General features: G+C 68.1%; 20 protein-coding genes. 13 read left to right on the top strand and 7 right to left on the bottom strand.

Annotated elements, in window-relative coordinates; genetic code table 11:
• Positions 1 to 15 precede the first annotated feature (15 nt).
• Complete coding sequence (locus J0I47_RS09670; RefSeq protein WP_294046767.1) at positions 16 to 1305, top strand: amino acid permease; 1290 nt, start codon at positions 16 to 18, stop codon at positions 1303 to 1305.
• On the opposite strand, the gene J0I47_RS09665 is transcribed toward J0I47_RS09670, so the two are convergent.
• The 3 genes from J0I47_RS09665 to J0I47_RS09655 are packed head-to-tail and all read right to left on the bottom strand — an operon-like array spanning position 1282 to position 4965.
• Positions 1282 to 2889 carry an NAD(P)/FAD-dependent oxidoreductase gene (locus J0I47_RS09665; protein WP_294046765.1) on the bottom strand — a complete coding sequence of 536 codons (1608 nt, stop codon included), beginning with the start codon at positions 2887 to 2889 and terminating at the stop codon, positions 1282 to 1284. The genes J0I47_RS09670 and J0I47_RS09665 overlap by 24 nt on opposite strands.
• Positions 2889 to 3818: an isoaspartyl peptidase/L-asparaginase family protein gene (locus J0I47_RS09660; protein ID WP_294046763.1), complete on the bottom strand. Its 930-nt coding sequence runs from the start codon at positions 3816 to 3818 to the stop codon at positions 2889 to 2891. Before J0I47_RS09660 ends, J0I47_RS09665 begins: the two co-directional genes overlap by 1 nt.
• The gene (locus J0I47_RS09655; protein ID WP_294046761.1) at positions 3742 to 4965 is read right to left on the bottom strand and encodes an acyltransferase; all 1224 of its coding nucleotides are present in this window, start codon (positions 4963 to 4965) and stop codon (positions 3742 to 3744) included. Before J0I47_RS09655 ends, J0I47_RS09660 begins: the two co-directional genes overlap by 77 nt.
• Before the next feature lie 150 nt (positions 4966 to 5115).
• On the opposite strand from J0I47_RS09655, the gene ispG reads away from it, so the two are divergent.
• From ispG to J0I47_RS09630, 5 genes are all read left to right on the top strand, one after another.
• Positions 5116 to 6231 (top strand): flavodoxin-dependent (E)-4-hydroxy-3-methylbut-2-enyl-diphosphate synthase, encoded by a 1116-nt coding sequence (gene ispG / locus J0I47_RS09650; RefSeq protein ID WP_294046760.1) that lies wholly within the window; start codon positions 5116 to 5118, stop codon positions 6229 to 6231.
• Complete coding sequence (locus tag J0I47_RS09645; protein WP_294046758.1) at positions 6228 to 6713, top strand: thioredoxin family protein; 486 nt, start codon at positions 6228 to 6230, stop codon at positions 6711 to 6713. Before ispG ends, J0I47_RS09645 begins: the two co-directional genes overlap by 4 nt.
• 60 nt (positions 6714 to 6773) lie before the next feature.
• A complete protein-coding gene (locus J0I47_RS09640) occupies positions 6774 to 7295 on the top strand; it encodes a TIGR02281 family clan AA aspartic protease (protein ID WP_294046756.1) in 522 nt (173 codons plus the stop codon).
• A gap of 149 nt (positions 7296 to 7444) precedes the next feature.
• A complete protein-coding gene (locus J0I47_RS09635) occupies positions 7445 to 8338 on the top strand; it encodes a DMT family transporter (protein WP_294046755.1) in 894 nt (297 codons plus the stop codon).
• 5 nt (positions 8339 to 8343) lie between these two features.
• Positions 8344 to 8814: a GNAT family N-acetyltransferase gene (locus J0I47_RS09630; protein ID WP_294047174.1), complete on the top strand. Its 471-nt coding sequence runs from the start codon at positions 8344 to 8346 to the stop codon at positions 8812 to 8814.
• Between the two features lie 16 nt (positions 8815 to 8830).
• Here the strand turns inward: J0I47_RS09630 and ppa are convergent, their stop codons facing one another.
• A complete protein-coding gene (gene ppa, locus J0I47_RS09625; RefSeq protein WP_294046753.1) occupies positions 8831 to 9367 on the bottom strand; it encodes an inorganic diphosphatase in 537 nt (178 codons plus the stop codon).
• On the opposite strand from ppa, the gene J0I47_RS09620 reads away from it, so the two are divergent.
• A complete protein-coding gene (locus J0I47_RS09620; RefSeq protein ID WP_294046751.1) occupies positions 9360 to 9539 on the top strand; it encodes a hypothetical protein in 180 nt (59 codons plus the stop codon). The two genes, ppa and J0I47_RS09620, sit on opposite strands and share 8 nt — an antisense overlap.
• Here the strand turns inward: J0I47_RS09620 and J0I47_RS09615 are convergent.
• Positions 9526 to 11442, bottom strand: a complete 1917-nt coding sequence (locus J0I47_RS09615; RefSeq protein WP_294046749.1) for a peptidase M61 — start codon at positions 11440 to 11442, stop codon at positions 9526 to 9528. The two genes, J0I47_RS09620 and J0I47_RS09615, sit on opposite strands and share 14 nt — an antisense overlap.
• Positions 11443 to 11553: 111 nt before the next feature.
• Positions 11554 to 12201 carry a DUF1345 domain-containing protein gene (locus tag J0I47_RS09610; protein WP_294046747.1) on the bottom strand — a complete coding sequence of 216 codons (648 nt, stop codon included), beginning with the start codon at positions 12199 to 12201 and terminating at the stop codon, positions 11554 to 11556.
• 51 nt (positions 12202 to 12252) lie between these two features.
• Between J0I47_RS09610 and hisS the strand changes: the two genes are divergently transcribed.
• The 6 genes from hisS (at position 12253) to J0I47_RS09580 (ending at position 17619) form a co-directional block, all read left to right on the top strand.
• Positions 12253 to 13575 carry a histidine--tRNA ligase gene (hisS, locus tag J0I47_RS09605; RefSeq protein WP_294046746.1) on the top strand — a complete coding sequence of 441 codons (1323 nt, stop codon included), beginning with the start codon at positions 12253 to 12255 and terminating at the stop codon, positions 13573 to 13575.
• Complete coding sequence (gene prfA, locus J0I47_RS09600; RefSeq protein WP_294046744.1) at positions 13572 to 14651, top strand: peptide chain release factor 1; 1080 nt, start codon at positions 13572 to 13574, stop codon at positions 14649 to 14651. Before hisS ends, prfA begins: the two co-directional genes overlap by 4 nt.
• Before the next feature lie 38 nt (positions 14652 to 14689).
• Positions 14690 to 15085 (top strand): DUF559 domain-containing protein, encoded by a 396-nt coding sequence (locus tag J0I47_RS09595; protein ID WP_294046742.1) that lies wholly within the window; start codon positions 14690 to 14692, stop codon positions 15083 to 15085.
• Positions 15085 to 15897: a peptide chain release factor N(5)-glutamine methyltransferase gene (prmC, locus tag J0I47_RS09590; protein ID WP_294046741.1), complete on the top strand. Its 813-nt coding sequence runs from the start codon at positions 15085 to 15087 to the stop codon at positions 15895 to 15897. Before J0I47_RS09595 ends, prmC begins: the two co-directional genes overlap by 1 nt.
• 311 nt (positions 15898 to 16208) lie before the next feature.
• Positions 16209 to 16991 carry a DUF4167 domain-containing protein gene (locus J0I47_RS09585; protein WP_294047173.1) on the top strand — a complete coding sequence of 261 codons (783 nt, stop codon included), beginning with the start codon at positions 16209 to 16211 and terminating at the stop codon, positions 16989 to 16991.
• A 199-nt stretch (positions 16992 to 17190) separates the two neighbouring features.
• On the top strand, positions 17191 to 17619 hold the full coding sequence (locus J0I47_RS09580; RefSeq protein ID WP_294046739.1) for a CBS domain-containing protein: 429 nt from the start codon (positions 17191 to 17193) through the stop codon (positions 17617 to 17619).
• Between the two features lie 107 nt (positions 17620 to 17726).
• On the opposite strand, the gene J0I47_RS09575 is transcribed toward J0I47_RS09580, so the two are convergent.
• A complete protein-coding gene (locus J0I47_RS09575) occupies positions 17727 to 19202 on the bottom strand; it encodes a lipopolysaccharide biosynthesis protein (RefSeq protein WP_294046737.1) in 1476 nt (491 codons plus the stop codon).
• Positions 19203 to 19220: the final 18 nt, after the last annotated feature.

The following is a 19220-nucleotide window of genomic DNA, read 5'->3' as shown; positions in this document are numbered from 1 at the left end:
ACGGGGGAGCGGACGATGGACACGATCGACGAACAGGTCATCCGGCGGCCGTTCGGGTTCTGGATGGCGACCGCTTTGGTCGTCGGCGGGATGATCGGGTCGGGCATCTTCCTGATGCCGGTCGGGCTCGCGCCGCTCGGCTGGACCGCGGTGGCGGCCTGGGGGATCAGCATCGGCGGCGCGGTGGCGCTGGCCTTCACCATGGCCCGACTGGCGCAGGCGATGCCGCAGGCGAGCGGCGCCGTGGCGGTCACCGGTGCGGCGCTGGGCGAACTGGCCGGCGTGATGGTCGGCTGGAGCTATTGGGTCGGCGTGTGGTCGGCCAATGCCGGCATCTCGATCGCCGCCGCCAGCTATCTCGGATCGTTCGTGCCCTGGGTCCGCGCGACCCCGCTCAACGGCGCGTTGACGGCGGTGGCGCTGATCTGGCTGCTCACCCTGCTCAATCTCGGGGGAGCGAAGGCGGCGGGACGGTTCCAGGTGGTGACGACCGCGCTGAAGCTGATCCCGCTGGTGACGGTCATTGTCCTTGCCGGCGGTGGCTTGGCGACCGGCCGGGCTTCGCTGGCGAGCGGCGGGATCGCGATCGGGAGCATCGCCAGCGCGGTCACGTTGACGCTGTACCCGCTGGTCGGGTTCGAAGCCGCCGGGGTGGCCGCCGAACGCGTGCGCGATCCGGCACGCAACGTCATGCGCGCGTCGATGGCGGGAACGGCGGGAACCGGGTTGCTCTATATCCTGGTCAGCATCGCCTTCCTCACCTTGCCGGCGACGACGCTCGCCGCGTCGGGAGCGCCGTTCGAACTACTCGTGTCGACCTTCTGGAGCGCGGGGCCGGCGCTCGCGATCGCCGCATTTGCCGGGATCGCCGCGATCGGCGCGCTCAACGGCTGGGTGCTGATCCAGGGCGAGGTGCCGCTCGGCATGGCGCGCGCCGGGTTGCTGCCCGGCTGGTTCGGCCGCGTGTCGGCACGCGACGTGCCGGTGCGCGTGCTGGTCGTCTCGTCGACGCTGGCGAGCCTGCTCGTCCTGTCGAACGCCAGCGCGTCGCTGGGTCAGGTGTTCGTGTTCGTCGCGACGCTCGCGACCTGTTCGACGCTGTGGCTTTACGCGGCGATCGCGGTCGCCGCGCTCAAACATCGCATCGCGGTGCCGGCGGCGCTGGTCGGGCTGGCCTTCGCGGTCGTGGCGTTCGTCGGCGCTGGAGAGAAGGCGTTCGCGCTGAGCTTCGCGCTAATGGCGACGGCGTTGCCGCTCTACCTCCTGCGACCCAAGCGCGGGCTAGCGGAGCAGCCCGCCGAATAGCGAGCGGTCGCGCAGGATTTCGCGCGCGGCATTGTGTCCCGGCGCGCCCGTCACACCGCCGCCGGGATGCGTCCCCGATCCGCACAAATAGAGCCCTGCGATCGGCGAGCGATAATCGCCATGCCCGAGCACCGGCCGAGCCGCCCACAATTGGTCGAGCGACATATGGCCGTGGAAGATGTCGCCGCCGACCAGCCCGAACTTGCGTTCGAGGTCGAGCGGCGAGTGGATCTGCCGCGCGACGATCGATCCGGCGAAGTTGGGCGCGTGCGCGGTGACCGTGGCGACGATACGGTCGGCGGCGGCTTCGCGCTCGTCATCCCAGCTGCGACCATCCGGCAGGTCGGGCGCGAATTGCTGGCAGAACAGGCTGGCGACATGCGCGCCGGCAGGCGCCAGGCCGTCGTCGACCAGGCTCGGGATCGTCATCTCGACGATCGGCGCGTCGGACCAGCCCTTGGCCCTAGCATCGGCGAACGCGCGGTCCATGTAGTCGAGCGTCGGCGCGATCACGATGCCGCTCGCGTGGTGCTCGGCCGGCGCGGTGCCGGGCAGGACGGTGAAGTCGGGCAATTCGCTCAGCGCGACGTTCATCCGGAACGTACCCGAGCCGATCTTGTAGCGGTCGATGCGACGCGCGAAGTCGGCAGGCAGGTCGGCGCGGTCCACCATCCGGCGGAACAGCAACGCTGGCCCGACATTGGCGGCGACGATCCGCGCGGCGATCTCCTCGCCCGATTCGAGCCGGACGCCGACCGCCTTGCCGCTATCCACCAATATCCGTGCGACCGGCGCTTCCACGCTGATCTCGACGCCGACCTCGCGGCACGCCTCCGCCATGAACTGCGTGATCGCGCCCATGCCGCCGACGCTGTGGCCCCAGGCGCCGGGCTTGCCGTTCACTTCGCCGAAGACATGGTGGAGCAGGACATAGGCGCTGCCCGGCGTGTCGGGGCTGGCATAATTGCCGACCACCGCGTCGAAACCGAACGCCGCCTTGACGAAGTCGTTCTCGAACCAGCCGTCGAGGAAATCGCGCGCCGACTTCACGAACAGGTCGAGCGCGTCGCGCTGCGCGGCGATCGGCAGGCGTGTCATCGCACGGCCCTGCGCGGCCGCAGCGAGCAGGGCACGGACGCCGCCACCGGCCTTGGGCGGCGTCTCGAGCGCGAGGTCGCGGAGCACCTGCGCGACGCGCTCCAACGCCGCCTCGTACGCGGGCAGCGCGGCGGCGTCCTTCGTCGAAAACCGCGCGAACTCGGCCTGCGTCCGTGCCGTCCCACCGCCGAGCTTCAGATAGCCGCCGTCGTGCGGCAGGAAATTGCTGATCGGCCGCTCGACGACGCACCAGCCGCGCTCGTACAGGCGCATGTCGCGGATGATCTTCGGACGCAGCAGGCTGACGGTGTAGCTGGCGGTCGAGTTGCGGAACCCGGGGGCGAACTCCTCGGTCACCGCCGCGCCGCCGACGATGTGCCGCCGCTCCAGCACGCGCACCTTCAGTCCGGCCCGGGCGAGGTAGAAGGCGCAGACGAGGCCGTTATGCCCGCCGCCGACGATCAGCGCGTCGTAGCGCTGCGTCATCAGTCCTCGTCGGCGTAGAGCGCGACCACCGCCGCGCCGTCCGACGACGCGCGCCCGCGATACATGCTGCTGGTGGTGAAGCTCCAGGCCGCGTCGCCGTCGGCGGCGGTGACGATGACGCCGCCGGTGCCGCCCAATGCCTTGACCTCGGCCATCACCGTGTCGGCGGCGACCTGTAGCGGCTCGCCCAGGAAGCGGACGCGAGCGTTGATCTGGAAGGCGACGCTTTCGCGGATGAAGAACTCGCCGGCGCCGGTGCACGAGACGGCGGCGCCGCGATCGTCGGCATAGGTGCCTGCGCCGATCAGCGGCGAATCGCCGATCCGTCCCCAGCGCTTGCCGGTCACCCCGCCGGTCGAGGTCGCGGCGGCGAGGTGGCCGCTTGTGTCGCGTGCCACCGCGCCGACCGTGCCGTATTTCATTTCGACATCGTATTTGCCGCCGTTCGCCAGCAATTCGTCGAGTTGGCGGCGGCGCTCTGGGGTCGCGAACCAGGCGGGGTCGGTCTGTTCGAGGTCGTGGTCGCGGCTGAACTGGTCGGCACCCTCGCGCCCGAGCAGGACGTGGCTGCTCTGCTCCATCACCGCGCGCGCCAGCGTCACCGGGTTTTTCGTCGCGGTCACCCCGGCGATCGATCCGGCGGCGAGCGTGTCGCCGGCCATGATCGCCGCGTCGAGCTCGTTGGTGCCCTCGAACGTGAAGGCCGAACCGCGCCCGGCGTTGAAGTGCGGATCGTCCTCCAGCACGCGCACCGCCGCCTCGACCGCGTCGAGCGCCGCGCCGCCGCTGCTCAGGATGTCGCCGCCGGCCGTCAGCGCGCGCGCGAGTGCGTCGCGCAGGGCCGCGTCGGTCTCAGGCGAGGTCCGGCTGCGGGCGATTTCGCCGGCGCCGCCATGGATCACGAGCGTCCAGCTCTTGGGGTCGGTCATGGCCCGACGCCCTAGGCTCCGGACCCAGCCGCCGCAACCCGATCAACGGGCGCAGCCAGCCGATCTCGCGCCCGATGCGGTAGAACGCCCAGCAACCGGCGACGGTCGCGATCACCAGCACGCTGAATTCCCCCGCCGCGCCGATCCCGAGCGGTCGCACCCAATATTCGACCAGCACGATGATCGTCTGGTGGATCAGGTAGAAGGGGAACACCGCCTCCGTCAGCATGCTGCGGAACGGGGCGTCGCGATTGAGGTAGCGTTCGGCGATGCCGACCAGGGCGGCGACGGTCGTCCAGGACTGGATCTGGTGCGCGACCAGCATCTGGTCGGCGATCCACGGCGGCGGAAAGGGTCCGCCGTCGGGATAGGCCAGCTCGATCCCGGCGCCGACCGCGTAGCTGCCCGCCGCCAGCACCGCCGCGACCGGCCACCAGCGCACAAACCCGGCCATGACGCTCGGCGAGCGGGCCAGCGCGAACCCGAACAGAAACGCGGGGAAGAACGCCAGATGCGCGGTGCCGTCGTGGATCAGATCCTGCGTATCGGCCCAGCGGTGGAAGATGACGACCTGGCTCAGGATCAGGTACAGCGTCGGCAGCACCAGCGCGCGCCACCCGCCGAACGCGCGATCGAACCAATGCTGCGTCCGCGCCGGCCAGGGCAGGACGAGCAATAGGGCGAGCGCAGCGGTATATGTGAACAGATAGGCGACGAACCAGAGGTGGTTCCAGGTCGGCAGGCCGATCCCGACCGCATCGTCGAACGCGAAATAATCGTGCAGCAGGAAATAGCCGAAGCCGTGCGGATAGGCGTGCTGAGTCACCAGCTCGACCCAGCTTTGCGGCGGCACCATCACCGCGATGCCGAACGCCAGGGGGATCAGCAGGCGCGCGGTCCGGCTCGACAGGAACGCGCCGACCCCGTCTGACTTGGCGAGCAAGGCGCGGCTGGCATAGCCCGACACCAGGAACAGCAGCGTCAGCCGCCACGGATTGGTGATGAGCATCGCGACCGACATCCATTCGATCGGTCGCTCGGTCTTCACATGGAAGCCCCAGGGCGTGAACACCATCGCGGCATGATACAGGATCAGGAGCGCGAACGCGCCGATCCTCAACCAGTCCATGCCGTAATGCCGTCTCATCGCGGGCGCCATGTAGAGGCGGGCGCCGGCCGGGCAACGCTGAATGTGCAAAACGACATGATCTGCGACAATATTTCGCGCGGCTCGTCGTTCCCTCGACCGTGGCGATTACCTTGGCGCGGAGCGGCGTTCGGCGTATAGGCGCTCCCCATGTCAGTCCGTCCCTGGCGCGACATCACGCGCCGCAAGAGCCGCCAGATCATGGTCGGCAACGTCCCCGTCGGCGGCGATGCGCCCGTCACCGTCCAGACGATGACCAACACGCCGACCAGCGACCCGCGCGCGACGATCGACCAGATTCGCCGCTGCGAGGAGGCCGGGGTCGACATCATCCGCGTGTCGTGCCCGGACACCGATTCGACCGCCGCGCTGAAGCAGATCGTGCGGGCGGCGCGCGTGCCGATCGTCGCCGACATCCATTTCCACTACAAGCGCGCGCTGGAGGCGGCGGATGCGGGGGCGGCATGTTTGCGCATCAATCCCGGCAATATCGGTTCGGCCGAACGCGTGAACGAGGTCGTGGCGGCGGCGAAGGCCAATGGCTGCGCGATCCGCATTGGCGTCAATGCCGGGTCGCTCGAAAAGGACCTGCTGGAGAAGTACGGCGAGCCGTGCCCCGACGCGCTGGTCGAAAGCGCGCTCGATCATATCAAGCTGCTACAGGATCGCGACTTCCACGAGTTCAAGGTGGCGGTGAAGGCCAGCGATCTGTTCCTCGCGGTCGCCGCGTACCAGCAACTCGCCGAGGTCGTTGACTGTCCGCTGCACCTGGGCATTACCGAGGCGGGCGGGTTCGTCGGCGGGACGGTCAAGTCCTCGATCGGGATCGGTTCGCTTCTCTGGTACGGGATCGGCGACACGATCCGCGTCTCGCTCTCGGCCGAGCCCGAGGACGAAGTGCGCGTCGGGTTCGAGATTCTGAAGGCGCTGGGTATCCGCAATCGCGGCGTGCGCGTGGTGTCGTGCCCGAGCTGCGCGCGGCAGGGCTTCGACGTGATCCGCACGGTGCAGGCGCTGGAGGAACGGCTCCAGCATATCCGCACACCGATGAGCCTCTCGGTGCTCGGCTGCGTCGTCAACGGCCCGGGCGAGGCGCGCGAGACCGATATCGGCATCACCGGCGGCGGCAACGGCAAGCATATGGTGTATCTGTCAGGCGTTACCGATCATCACGTGCAGGACGCCGACATGATCGAGCATATCGTCAAGCTGGTCGAGGCGAAGGCCGCGGAGATCGAGGCGGGCGAGCAGGCGCGCGCCGCGTGAGGCAGGTGGCGCTCACGCTGGCCGCGATGCTGGCGCCGGTCACGGCGGTGGCGAGAGACGCGCCGCCGGTCGCGGTGGCGCATCCCGAAGCGAAGCCGTTCGGCGATCCGACGAAGGGACCGGGCGACGTCGCCGCGGTGCTGGCGCGGGCGAAAGCGGACGGCCATCGCGTGATCCTGGTATTCGGCGCGAACTGGTGTCACGACAGCCGCGCGCTCGCCGGCTGGTTCGCGACGCCGCGGTTCCGCGCGATGCTGGCGCCGCGCTACGTCATCGCCTGGATCGACGTGGGGCAGAAGGATCGCAACCTCGACCTCGCACGGCGCTTCGGGCTCGACGGGATCAAGGGCACGCCGACCGTGCTGGTGCTCGATTCGGCCGGCAAGCCGCTCAACCTCGCCGACGCGCCGACCTGGCACAATGCGTCGACGCGCAGCGAAACCGCGATCTACGACTATTTCGCCGCCGCGCCGGCACGGTAAGCGCGGCGTTCACCATAACGGGCAAGCGCGCCCTAAGCCGATGGCGTTAGCGCGGGCGGCATGAAGGTCGCACTCGTTTCGGTGATGGTGGTCGGCGTCGCGATCGGGCTCGCCTGGCCGAGCGGCAAGCCGCGCGGGGTCGTGGTAGCCCCGGTCCCCGCCGCGTCGTCGGCGGCAACGACGCGCCCGCTGGCCGCCTCCGTCACCGTCGCCGATGTGCCGCAGCCGACCGTGATCGAGCGGCAGGACAACGGCCATTTCTCCACCGTCGCCGACGTCAACGGCGAGCCGATCAAGTTCGTCGTCGATACCGGCGCCAGCGTCGTCGCTCTGACTCAGGACGATGCCCGCCGCGCCGGCGTCCAGTTCGACCCGGCGCAGTTCACCACCGTCGGGACCGGCGCGGGCGGGGCGTTGCAGGGGCAGGAGGTCGAACTGCGCGACGTCGTGCTCGACGGCAAGCGGGTCGACGGCGTCCGCGCGCTGGTGATCGACGGGTTGACGGTCTCGCTCTTGGGCCAGAACTTTCTCCGTCACCTCGACAGCGTGGCGATCAGCGGCGACACGATGACGCTGAAATAAAGACCAACCCTCCTACCGTCATCCCCGCGAAAGCGGGAACCCACCTCCCGCAGCGACCGAAGCCGCCCTTGCGTTCGGGCCGACGGCAGGAGATGGGTTCCCGCTTTCGCGGGGATGACGGTTGGGTGGAGGCACGCTATCCGCACGCCATGTCCCGCCCCGCACCATCCCAGCCGGTCGTCTTCGCGGTCGCGGTGCTCGGCATCGCGATCTTCTCGTCGATGGACGCGGTGATGAAGGGGCTCGTGCGGCAGATCGGCGCGATCGATACGTTGTTCTGGCGGACGCTGGCCGGGATCGTACTGACCGGGCTGCTCTATCTGCCGCGGCGGCGGGGCTGGCCGTCGCGCCACGTGATGCGCGTGCACCTGATCCGCGGGGGCGTGTCGGCGGTGATGGCGGTGACGTTCTTCTGGGGGCTGGCGCGCGTGCCTATGGCGCAGGCGATCGCGCTGGCGTTCATCGCACCTTTGCTCGCTCTGTTCGGCGCGGCGCTGGTGCTGCACGAGCATATCCCCCGCCGAGCGATCGTGGCGGCGATAGTCGCCTTCGCCGGGGTCGGCGTCATCCTGCTCGGCCAGGCGACGACGGCGCCCGATCCCGACCGCTTTCGTGGCACGATCGCGGTGCTGATCTCGGCGGTCTGCTACGCCTACAACATCGTGCTGATGCGGCAGCAGGCGCTGGTCGCCGGGCCGAGCGAAGTCGCGTTCTTCCAGAGCGTGATCGTCGGCGCGATCTTCGCGTGTGTGGCGCCGTTCATGGTTCGCATGCCGGACGCGCAGCACGTGCCGGCGATCGTCGGGGCGGCGGCGCTGGCGACGGTGTCGCTGCTGATCCTGGCCTGGGCCTATGCGCGGGGCGAGGCGAACTATCTGGCGCCGACCGAATATACCGGGTTCGTCTGGGCGTCGCTGTGGGGCTGGGTGGTGTTCCGCGAGCCGGTCGCGCCCTATACGCTGACCGGGGCGGCGCTCATCATCCTGGGCTGCCTGATCGCCGCGCGCCGGCGCGACGTGACCGATGTGGAGGCAGCGCTGTGAAGCTGATGATCCGACCAGCCGTACCGAGCGATGTCGCGCTTATCCTGCGATTGGTCCGCGAACTCGCTGCGTTCGAGCGCGAGCCCGACGCCGTGGTCGCGACCGAGGACATGCTGGCCCATGCGCTGTTCGCCGAACGCTCGGCCGAGGCGGTGATCGCCGAGCGTGACGGCACGGCGGTCGGCTTTGCGCTGTTCTTCCACAATTTCTCGACCTGGTCGGGGCGCAAGGGCCTCTATCTCGAGGATCTGTACGTGACGCCCGACGCGCGGGGGTCGGGCGTCGGCACCGCGCTGCTCCGTCACCTCGCGGGGTTGGCGATCGACCGCGACTGCGCGCGGTTCGAATGGGCGGTGCTCGACTGGAACATGCCCGCGGTCGAGTTCTACACCGCGATGGGGGCGGAGAGCCTGGACGAATGGACCGTCCGCCGCGTCAGCGGCACGGCGCTCGACAGGCTGGCCGGGCGCGACTGAGCGCGCCCGCGCACGTTTACGCCTTCGCTTCCTTCGCGCGGTCGATCGCCTCCAGCACGATGCGCTTCGCGTCGTCGGCGTCGCCCCACTTGCCGATGCGGACCCACTTCTCGGCTTCCAGATCCTTGTAGTGGGTGAAGAAGTGCTCGATCTGCTGGAGCACGATCGACGGCAGGTCCTGCCGCTCGCCGACGTCCGAATAATATGGGAAGGTCGAATCGACGGGGACGCAGATCAGCTTTTCGTCGCCGCCATGCTCGTCCTCCAGGTTCAGCACGCCGATCGGCCGCGCGCGCACGACGCAGCCCGGCACGAACGGCGAGCGCGCGATCACCAGCGCGTCGAGCGGGTCGCCGTCGGGGCTCAGCGTGTGCGGCACGAAGCCGTAATTGGCGGGGTAGCGCATCGGCGTGTGCAGGATGCGATCGACGAACAGTGCGCCCGATTTCTTGTCGAATTCGTACTTCACCGGCTCGCCGCCAACCGGCACCTCGATGACGACGTTGAGGCTCTCGGGCGGATTGTCGCCGGTCGGGATCAGGTCGATGTTCATGATGGTCCTGTTTGGAAAAGGCGCCGGCCAGGAGAGCGCGGCGCCGGATGATCGGGCGGCGCGCGCTTACCCCGGCGGCGGCGCGTTGACCACCGCCGTTTTATGCGAAATCGCGTCGTTTCCGGTATGCCGTTGGCCGAAAGTTGGAAAAAACCGCGTCAGCGGGGGCTGAGAAGTTTGTCCAGTCCGGTTTCGCCGGTGCCGACCTTGACCAGATGCGGGTAGCGCAGCCCGTCATGGTAATCGAGCTTGACCGTGCGGACCTGTTCGCCGGCCTTGATCGTCAGCACGATCGGCTCCTTCGTCCCGCGCGCCGCGACCACCGCCGCCTTCAGCCGCGCCTCGCTATAGCCCATGTCGCCGACCGCGATGATCGCATCGCCGACCGTCAGGCCCGCGTCGAACGCCGGGCTGCCCCAGCGGACCGTCGACAGCGTGCCGTCGCTGCCGATGCCGAGCCCGAGCGAATAGTTGAAGTCGGCCATCCGCCGCGACGGGTCGCTCGGCCGCGTCGCCGTCGTCGGCACGTCGGTATAGACCAGTTTGTAGCCGTTGCGCTCGAACCCGCCGATCGGGGCAGGCTGACCGACTTCGGTCAGGCGCTTGGTGAGGAAGCCGCGCCAGTCGTACGGCTGGATGTCGTTGAGCGTGCGGACGACGTCGTCGAACGTGTACGTCACCTCGCCCCAGTCGCCATCGTTGATGCCGAAGAACGCCTTCGCGAAATCGTCCATCGACCTGGTGCCATGGCTGCGTTCGCGCAGGATCGAATCGACTTCCATCCAGACCAGCAGGCCCTCGTTGTAATATTCCTCCCCGCGCTGATAGCTGGTCCACGCCATCGGCTTGCGGTTGGAGATGATCGGGCTGTTGGTGGTGTCGATCAGCGCGCGCCAGTTGCGGCCCGGCGTGTTGTCGAGGTTCGCGGCGATCGCGGCATATTGGTCGAGCGTGTCCTGCTTGCTGACCAGACCCGCGCGCGCCTGGAGGACATAGCCCCAGAACTGCGTCTGCCCTTCGTACACCCACAGGCTCATGTCGCGCATCGGGTACCGATAATCGGGCGTCCACAATTCGGCGCCGCGGCGGAATTTGCCGTCCCAGCTATGAGTGTATTCGTGCGGCACGACGTTGCGCGAGGCGGCATTCATCGCCCACTCGCTGAAATAGCCCAGCCGCACCCCGATCTCGGTCGAGCGGTGATGCTCGAGCCCGATCCCGCCGAGCTCGTTGGAGATCGACATCAGGAATTCGTAATGGTCGTAATGCTGCGCGGCGAACAGTTTCACCGCCTGGTCGACGATGCCCTTGTGCGCGGCGATCATCTCCGGCGTCGCCGCCGCCAGCTCCTGCGGATTGTCGGCGAAGGCGTTCAGGTTGACCTGCGGCGACAGCGCGAACTTCCGGTAATAGCGCCCGGCCAGGATCGGGGAGTCGATCAGGATCTCGTAATTGGTCGGCTCGTAGCTGTAGGTCGATCCCGACACGCGTGCGTTCAGTGCCGACGCCGCGGTCCAGCCCTCCGGATATTTCACCGTCAGCTTCACCGGGATTTGCCGCACGAAATAGCCGGCGGGGTAGAAGCTGGTGACGATCGGCTCCAGGCTGATGAGGTTGGGCGTCACCATCGTGCGGCCCTGGTCGGCGCGAGTCGCGGTGGCGTACTGGAAATCGACCTGAAGCGTCTTCACGCCGCGCGGCACGTCGAGGTGAAAGGCGTACATGTCGACTGTGTCTCGAGTCCACGGGATCGCCTTGCCGCCGCCCGTCACGCGCAGGCCGACCATCTTCTCGATCTCGTTGCGCGGAGTGTGGCCGCCGGGCACCCATTTCGGAAACAGCAGCACGAAGTCGCCGGTCTTGGCGACTGGGATGGTCTGATGGATGGTGAAGATGCCGCGCGCGGTGTCGGTCGCGTCGATGTCGATCGTCATCGTGCCGGGATAGGGGGTGTCGACCGCGGGCGGGATCGTGTCGACCACCGGCACCGGCTGCGGCTTCGAATTGTGGCTCTGCGCGAGCGCGGTGGTGGCGGACGCGGCAAGCAGGACGGCGAACGCGGCGCGACGGATCATGAGTGGAGCGGACCTTTCCTTGGAATGTCCGCGTCCTAGGACAGCAATACAGTCCTAGTCCAGTGGGTGTTTGGGGGGAGTGGCCGGTGCGGCTGCATAGCCGAGCGCGCATCAACTCCCGCCGCCGCCGATCGTGTTGATCGTGAACGCCAGCACGCCCAGGTTGAACACGAACGCCGCGAAGCACTGGCCGAGCGAGATGAAGCGGATGCGGCGCGACGAGATATTCACGTCGCTGGTCTGGAAGGTCATCCCCAGCGTGAAGCTGAAATAGCAGAAATCCCAGTAATCGGGGTCGTCGTGGCCGGGAAAGTCGATCCCGCCATTGTCGTTCCCGTCGCCGTCGCAATCCGAATAATACAGGTGCGCGTAGTGCAGCGCGTACACGACGTTCGAGAACAGCCAGGTCAGCACCAGGCTGACGATCACCAGCGCGATCGTCAACGGATTGCCCTTGCCGTGGAGCTCGTTGCCGACCGCGACCAGCACGACCAGGGTGATGATCCCCGACAGACCGAGCAGCACCGCGCGGTTGGCGTCGTTGGCGCTGGCCGCCGCGCGCATCTGCGCGGTCGAGCTGCGATGGCGGAAGACGTACAGCATCATCGCCAGGAACGTCGCGCTCGCGACGTCGAACGCCGCGAGCGATCCCCGGCCCCACCCCAGCGCCGGGATCGCGACCGCCAGCCCGATCGCGAACACCGCGAGGAAGATCAGGAAGCGCGGTGGGGCGATCCGCTTGCCCAGGTTGACGGCCATGCGCGAGAGGCTAGCGCGTCGGCGGGCGGACCGCTAGAGAGCGCCGCCACCATGGCGCGCATCGAAACTCCCAAACGCATCCGCGGAACGCAGGACATCTTCGGGCCGGAGCAACGCCGCTTCGCCCGCGTGCTGGAGGCGTTCGAGCATGTCCGCCGGCTCTACGCGTTCCAGCGCATCGACATCCCGATGTTCGAGGACACGCAGGTCTTCGCCCGTTCGATCGGCGAGACCACCGACGTCGTCTCCAAGGAAATGTACACGTTCGAGGATCGCGGCGGCGATTCGATCACCTTGCGCCCGGAATTCACCGCCGGGATCGCCCGCGCGTACCTGACCGAGGGGTGGCAGCAATATGCGCCGCTGAAGCTGGTCACGAGCGGCGCGGTGTTCCGCTACGAACGCCCGCAAAAGGGCCGCTATCGCCAGTTCCACCAGATCGACGCCGAAGTGATCGGCGCGGCCGAGCCCGCCGCCGACGTCGAACTGCTCGCGTTCGCCGACCAGTTGCTGCGCGAGCTCGGCATCACCGAGGGCGTGACGCTGCAACTCAACACGCTGGGCGACGCCGAGACGCGCGATGCGTGGCGGACGGCGCTGGTCGCGCATTTCGAACAACATCGCGGCGACCTGTCGGAGGACAGCCTGACCCGGCTGGCCAAGAACCCGATGCGCATCCTCGACAGCAAGGATCCGCGCGACCGCCCGATCGCCGACGCCGCCCCCGACATCGACGCGCACCTGACCAGCGAGGCGGGCGCGTATTTCGAGGCGGTGACCAAGGGGCTCGACGCGGCCGGCGTCGCCTGGACGCGCAACAGCCGGCTGGTGCGCGGGCTCGATTACTATCGCCACACCGCGTTCGAGTTCGTCACCGATCGGCTCGGCGCGCAGGGGACGGTGCTGGGCGGCGGGCGCTATGACGGCCTGATCGAGCAGTTGGGCGGCCCGCACACGCCCGCGGTGGGCTGGGCCGCGGGCGTCGAACGGCTGGCGATGTTGATTGATGCGCAGGGAGCTGTCGCACCGGACGTTGCCATTATCGACGATCTCGTCGGGGAAGATTGGGTAACAGGCATCGAAGCGAGCCTTCGACGAGTTGGATTGTCGCTCCGGTCGTCCTACAAAACGGGCGCGAAAAAGCGTTTCAAGGACGCGATGACGGCGGGCGCCTCGCACTTTCTGAACTTGGGTCTGATCGAAGACGGCAAAATCTCGCTTAGGCTCACGTCGAGAGCACGCGATATGGCAATTGTGCCCGAAGTGAGTGGGCGACTTTTCTCTGCGCTAGGGGCGGACTTTGAACTCACTGGGCCTGTTGAAACCGACTTTGGGTTTACGCTGCAGGCAAATTTGAGTCGCAAGGGCAAATGACCACCATCTCCCCCCAACGGATCGCGCAGATCGAGGCGCGGCGGGACGAGCTGGCGGCGTTGATGGCGTCGGGCGAACTGGCCGGCGATCGCTTCGTCCAGGTATCCAAGGAATATGCCGAGGTCGAGCCGGTCGCCGCCGCCGCCGCCGAGGTGCGCCGGCTCCGCGCCGAACTCGATACGCTGAGCCAGATGGCCGAGGGCGACGACGCCGACGGCGAGCTGAAGGCGATGGCGCGCGAGGAGATCGAGACGATCCGCGAGGGGCTGCCCGCCGCCGAGCGCGCGCTGGCGCTGGCGCTACTGCCGCGCGACGCCGCCGACGAGCGCGCGGCGATGCTTGAGATCCGCGCCGGGGTGGGTGGCGACGAGGCGGCGTTGTTCGCCGGCGACCTGCTGCGCATGTACCAGCGCTATGCCGAGAATCGCGGCTGGCGGGTCGAACTGATCTCGGCGAGCCCGGCCGAACTCGGCGGCTACAAGGAAGCGATCGTCTCGGTCGAGGGCAAGGGCGTGTTCGCCCGGCTGAAGTTCGAAAGCGGCGCGCATCGCGTCCAGCGCGTGCCCGCGACCGAAAGTGGCGGGCGCATCCACACCTCCGCCGCGACCGTCGCAGTGTTGCCCGAGGCGGAGGAGGTCGACCTCCAGATCGACGACAAGGATCTGCGGATCGACATCTATCGCTCGTCGGGGCCGGGCGGACAGGGGGTCAACACGACCGATTCGGCGGTGCGCATCACGCACTTGCCCACCGGCACCGTCGTGATCCAGCAGGACGAGCGTTCGCAAATCAAGAATCGCGCGAAAGCTATGAAAGTGTTGCGCACGCGCCTGTACGAAGCCGAGCGCGAGCGGCTGGCATCCGAACGCGCCGGCGCGCGTCAGTCGATGGTCGGATCGGGCGACCGCTCCGAACGCATCCGCACCTATAATTTCCCGCAAGGACGGGTGACCGACCACCGCATCAACCTGACTCTCCACCGCCTGCCCGAAATCCTGATGGGCGACATGGACGAGCTGATCGGCGCGCTGATCGCCGAGGACGAAGCGGAACGGCTGGCGAGTCTGGATGGCTAAAAGCCCCTTCCCCTTCAGGGGAGGGGTTGGGGTGGGGCATGGTAACGGAAGCCGAGCTTGTTCAGCGTGCCAAGGAACTTCGTCGAAATCCGACGGAGTGGGAAGTCAGGTTATGGCGGCAACTGTCGAACTCACGGCTTGAGAATCACAAGTTCCGGCGTCAGGCCGTCATCTTCCCTTATATTTGCGATTTCTTTTGCCCGGCGAAGGGTCTGATCGTCGAGGTGGACGGCGACACGCATGACGCGCCCAGTGATGCCCGCCGAGATCGTTATCTGGCGGCGAGGGGTTTTGAGACGGTTCGCATAACCAATGCCGACGTTCGAAACAGCCTTGAAGGCGTCGTGGCGACGATTGCCGCCGCACTCGCACGTCGACCGGATCGCTGGTCCGGCCCCCACCCCAACCCCTCCCCTGAAGGGGAGGGGCTTTGATGAGAGCCGCACTTTCCGCAGCGACCCGTACGCTCGCCACCGTCTCCGACACGCCGCGCCTCGATGCCGAACTGTTGATGGCGCACGCGCTCGGCGTTCCGCGCGACGCTTTGTTGTTGCGGCATCTCGACGAGATGTCGCCGCCGGGGTTCGACGCGTTCGTCGCGCGTCGGCTGGCGCATGAGCCGGTCGCCTACATCACCGGCCGCCGCGCATTCTGGACGATCGAGCTGGCGGTCGGGCCGGGCGTGCTGGTCCCGCGACCCGATAGCGAGACGCTGATCGAGGCGGCGGTCGCGCATTTCGTGGGGCGTGCGCCGGCGACGATCCTCGACCTCGGCACGGGGCCGGGCACGTTACTGCTCTCCGCGCTGGCGGAATGGCCCGAGGCGACGGGGCTGGGTGTCGACGCGTCCGACCGCGCGCTAGACTATGCGCGGGGCAATGCCGAGCGGCTCGGTATGGCGGACCGCGCCCGGTTCGCGATCGGCGATTGGGGTGCCGGCATCGCCGACCGATTCGACCTCGTCCTGTGCAACCCGCCCTATATCGCGACCGACGAGCCGTTGCCGCCCGATGTGCGCGATCACGAACCGGCGGGCGCGCTGTTCGCCGGAGCGGACGGGCTGGACGATTACCGCATCCTCGCGACGCAGCTGCCGCGGCTGATCGCGCCGGGCGGCATGGCGGCGATCGAGATCGGCGCGACGCAGGCGGCGGCGGTCACCGCGCTGCTGGCGTCGGTCGGGCTGACCGTCGCGCTCCATCGCGACCTTGCCGGGCGCGATCGTTGCCTCGTCGCGCGGCCCTGATTCGGACTGGCTTGATCTGGGGCAGGGGGTTCCCCACATTTCCGCTTGGAAGAATGCCCGGCACCCGCTAATGGAGCGACAGGGGCGAACGATTTCAACCGATAGCGGTGAATTCGCGGGCTCGCCCAATCCTTCGTCATACGGCCGCTCGTCCGGTGGCCATGACTAGGCCTTCGGTGCCGGAACCCGTGTCGGGCAACGGTGCGGACGGCGCGTAGCTGATGGCATCCCGTCGGGATGCGTGGGGTTTGCATCCGAATGAGGAGCAAGGCCGGGTTTGTTTGCTTGAGCACAAGGACCACAGGACTTTGATTAACAACAATCGTCAGGCCGGCCGCCGTCGCGGGCGCGGTGGACAGCGTCAGGGTGGCAATCCCGCCGGCAACGGCAACCGCATCGACAATCGCGCACGGGGCAATGCCAACCAGCTCTACGAAAAGTACAAGACGCTCGCCGCCGACGCGCAGCGCCAGGGCGACCGCGTCAACACCGAATATTACCTCCAGTTCGCGGACCATTATTTCCGCGTGCTGGCGGAAAGCCGCAGCCGCTTCGAGGAACAGAACCAGCAGCGCCGCGGGCGCGAGGATTCGTTCGACGACGAGGACGAGGGCTTCGACGACGAGGGCAATGACGGCGAGACGGTGCGTGAGGAACGCACCGAACGCTTCGACCGCAACCAGCGCCAGGGTCGCAACGACCGCCAGGAGCGGATGGACCGTCCCGAACGCGGCGAGCGTCCGGAGCGGGCCGAGCGCGAAGACCGCGGCAATCGCGCCGAGCGGAACGATCGCGAGGCGGGCAGCCGCAACGATCGCGAGGATCGCGGCAACCGTGCCGTCCGCGCCGCCAATGACGGCGACGAACTGAATGGCGAAGCGCCCGCAGCGGCGGCGCCGGTCGCCGAACGCGAGGTGCCGCGCCGCGGTCGTCCGCGTCGCGAACCGCGCGTGGTCGAGGCGAGCGAGGGTGAGGCGTTCGATGCCGCGCTGCTGCCGCCGTCGCTCGGCATCACGTCCGGCGACGAGGGCGAGCCCGCCAAGCCGCGCCGCACTCGCCGCCGTCCGGCCGCCGAGGCCGACGCCGCGGAATAATCGTCATCCTAGCCTCCGGGCCGGGGTCCCGCTTCTTTGCGGGGTGACGAAGTGGAATTGAAAACGCCCGGCTGGACTCGTGTCCGGTCGGGCGTTTTCGTTGGTGAGCCTCGGTATTGGCCGATCTACCGCAGTATCCGCAACCTTTTCATCATGCGCGAAAAGTGGAATCATGCCCGCCGGCAGCAGGAGACCGGCCATGACGATCGCGACGATCCTCCAGGGCAAGGGCGATGCGGTGACGACGATCGCCGCCGACGCGAGCGTGGCCGACGCGCTGGCGTTGCTGGCGGAGCATCGCATCGGCGCGGTGCCGGTGATGCGCGACGACGCGGTCGCGGGCATCTTTTCGGAACGCGACGTGATTCATTGCCTGGCGGCGCATGGCGCGGGCGGGTTGCAGCGCCCGGTGGCGGACGCGATGACCGCGCCCGCGATCACGGTCGAACGCGATCATGCCGTGCTCGGCGCGCTCAGCCTGATGACGCAGCGCCGCATTCGTCATTTGCCGGTGGTCGAGGACGACCGGCTGGTCGGCCTCGTCTCGATCGGCGACCTCGTCAAATACCGCATCGACCGGATCGAAGCGGATGCCGCGGCGATGCGTGACTACATCCAGTCGGCGTAGTTGTTAGCGCGGTGCCGGCCCGCTCCCCCACCCGACCGCCCATAGGATACGATGACTGGGCGGTTGGGTGGGGGAGCGGGCCGGCACCGCTCATCGCCGAAAGGCGATCACCCGCCCCGGTTGCGCACCAATCCGACCAGTTCGCGCACCAGATCGCGCGCGAACACCCATAGCCACAGGCCATATACCGCCGCGCCGGTCGCGCTCAGCATCGCAAGCCGCATCGCCGGCACCATCGCCGGCAGCAGGCGATCGACGATCGTCACGACCAGCGCCATCGCCGTCGCCGCGAACAACGGTGGGGCGATCGCGACGGCGAGGTCGCGCGCCCGCGCGCCGATCACCGGCAACGATCGCCACAGGCTGACGCCAAGATAAAGCGGATAGGCGACGACCCACGCCACCGCGATCCCGCTCGCGCCCCACCGCACCCCGACGACGAAGCTCGCCGCCAGCACCAGCGCGCCGAACGCGCCGTTCTTCATCCCCACGCTCGGCCGCCCGCGCGCGTCGCACGCGGGGGACAGCAGCACCTGGAGTGTCATGAACGGCATCGCGAACGCGAGCAGGTGCACGACCGGCACCGCTTCCGCCCACTTTTCCCCCAGCATCGTCAGCACCAGCGGCTCGGCGGTCGCGGCGAGGCCGAGGTAGAAGGGCAGCGCGGCGACCATGATGACTTGCGTCGCGCGCACGAACGCGCGCGCGATCGCCTGATCGTCGTGCTGGATCCGGGCGTAGGCGGAGAAGGCGACCTCGTTGAGCGGCGGCACGAACTTCGACACGAAGATCTGCGTCAGGAACAGACTGGTCGTGTAGATGCCGAGCTCGTGCGCGGAAAAGCTGCGGCCGGCGATGAACACGTCGCACTGGCTTTGCAGGAACCAGAACAGCTGCCCCGCCGCCATCACGCCGCCATAGCGCGCCAGGTGCCCGGCGCCGCGAAAGTCGAAGCTCGGCCGCACGAACGTCCGTGCCGCGATCGTCATGCCGATCGCGCGGACCCCGAACAGCACCGTCGGCGCGAACACCAGCGTCCAGACGCCCAGATGCACGAGCGCACCGCCGAGCGCGGCGGCCGCGCTGGCGATGCTGGCCAGGATATTGATCCGCGCTTGGGCGGCGAACTCCATCTCGCGGCTGAGCAAGGCATAGGGCAGGGCGATGAACGGCGTCGCCAGATAGAGCAGCGCCTGCACGCGCAGCAGGTTCGCGACTTCCGGCTGGCGATAATAGGCCGCGGCGAGCGGCGCGAGCGCGACCTGCGCCACCCCCAGCGTCACGTTCAGCACGAGCAGCATGCCGAACAGCTGGCGGATCTGCTGCCGTGTCACGTCCTGCTGCTGGATCAGTCCGCTCGCGAGGCCATAGCCGTTGAGCATGTTAAGGAAGACCAGCACCACCCCGGTCATCGCGAACAGACCGTAATCGGCCGGCGACAGGATTCGAATCACGAGGAAGGTGGCGGCCCATTGCACGATCTGCGCGAGAATCTGGCTGCCCGATCGCCAGATCACGGCGCTGCGAACCCGCGATGCGAGCGATTCTGCGGGTTGATTCGACGGGGCGGCGGTACTTTCCATGACGGGAACCCATGTAGC

Source organism: Sphingomonas sp. (genome assembly GCF_017304635.1).
In the GTDB taxonomy this organism is placed as follows: Bacteria; Pseudomonadota; Alphaproteobacteria; order Sphingomonadales; family Sphingomonadaceae; genus Sphingomonas.
This window is presented reverse-complemented; position numbering and strand designations above follow the sequence as displayed.

Bases quoted from the DNA above. Each gene is read 5' to 3' on its own strand.
- J0I47_RS09670 (WP_294046767.1), top strand. From the start codon at position 16: ATGGACACGATCGACGAACAGGTCATCCGGCGGCCGTTCGGGTTCTGG.
- J0I47_RS09665 (WP_294046765.1), bottom strand. From the start codon at position 2,889: ATGACGCAGCGCTACGACGCGCTGATCGTCGGCGGCGGGCATAACGGC.
- J0I47_RS09660 (WP_294046763.1), bottom strand. From the start codon at position 3,818: ATGACCGACCCCAAGAGCTGGACGCTCGTGATCCATGGCGGCGCCGGC.
- J0I47_RS09655 (WP_294046761.1), bottom strand. From the start codon at position 4,965: ATGAGACGGCATTACGGCATGGACTGGTTGAGGATCGGCGCGTTCGCG.
- ispG (WP_294046760.1), top strand. From the start codon at position 5,116: ATGTCAGTCCGTCCCTGGCGCGACATCACGCGCCGCAAGAGCCGCCAG.
- J0I47_RS09640 (WP_294046756.1), top strand. From the start codon at position 6,774: ATGAAGGTCGCACTCGTTTCGGTGATGGTGGTCGGCGTCGCGATCGGG.
- J0I47_RS09635 (WP_294046755.1), top strand. From the start codon at position 7,445: ATGTCCCGCCCCGCACCATCCCAGCCGGTCGTCTTCGCGGTCGCGGTG.
- J0I47_RS09630 (WP_294047174.1), top strand. From the start codon at position 8,344: ATGATCCGACCAGCCGTACCGAGCGATGTCGCGCTTATCCTGCGATTG.
- J0I47_RS09620 (WP_294046751.1), top strand. From the start codon at position 9,360: ATGTTCATGATGGTCCTGTTTGGAAAAGGCGCCGGCCAGGAGAGCGCG.
- ppa (WP_294046753.1), bottom strand. From the start codon at position 9,367: ATGAACATCGACCTGATCCCGACCGGCGACAATCCGCCCGAGAGCCTC.
- J0I47_RS09615 (WP_294046749.1), bottom strand. From the start codon at position 11,442: ATGATCCGTCGCGCCGCGTTCGCCGTCCTGCTTGCCGCGTCCGCCACC.
- J0I47_RS09610 (WP_294046747.1), bottom strand. From the start codon at position 12,201: ATGGCCGTCAACCTGGGCAAGCGGATCGCCCCACCGCGCTTCCTGATC.
- hisS (WP_294046746.1), top strand. From the start codon at position 12,253: ATGGCGCGCATCGAAACTCCCAAACGCATCCGCGGAACGCAGGACATC.
- prfA (WP_294046744.1), top strand. From the start codon at position 13,572: ATGACCACCATCTCCCCCCAACGGATCGCGCAGATCGAGGCGCGGCGG.
- J0I47_RS09595 (WP_294046742.1), top strand. From the start codon at position 14,690: ATGGTAACGGAAGCCGAGCTTGTTCAGCGTGCCAAGGAACTTCGTCGA.
- prmC (WP_294046741.1), top strand. From the start codon at position 15,085: ATGAGAGCCGCACTTTCCGCAGCGACCCGTACGCTCGCCACCGTCTCC.
- J0I47_RS09580 (WP_294046739.1), top strand. From the start codon at position 17,191: ATGACGATCGCGACGATCCTCCAGGGCAAGGGCGATGCGGTGACGACG.
- J0I47_RS09575 (WP_294046737.1), bottom strand. From the start codon at position 19,202: ATGGAAAGTACCGCCGCCCCGTCGAATCAACCCGCAGAATCGCTCGCA.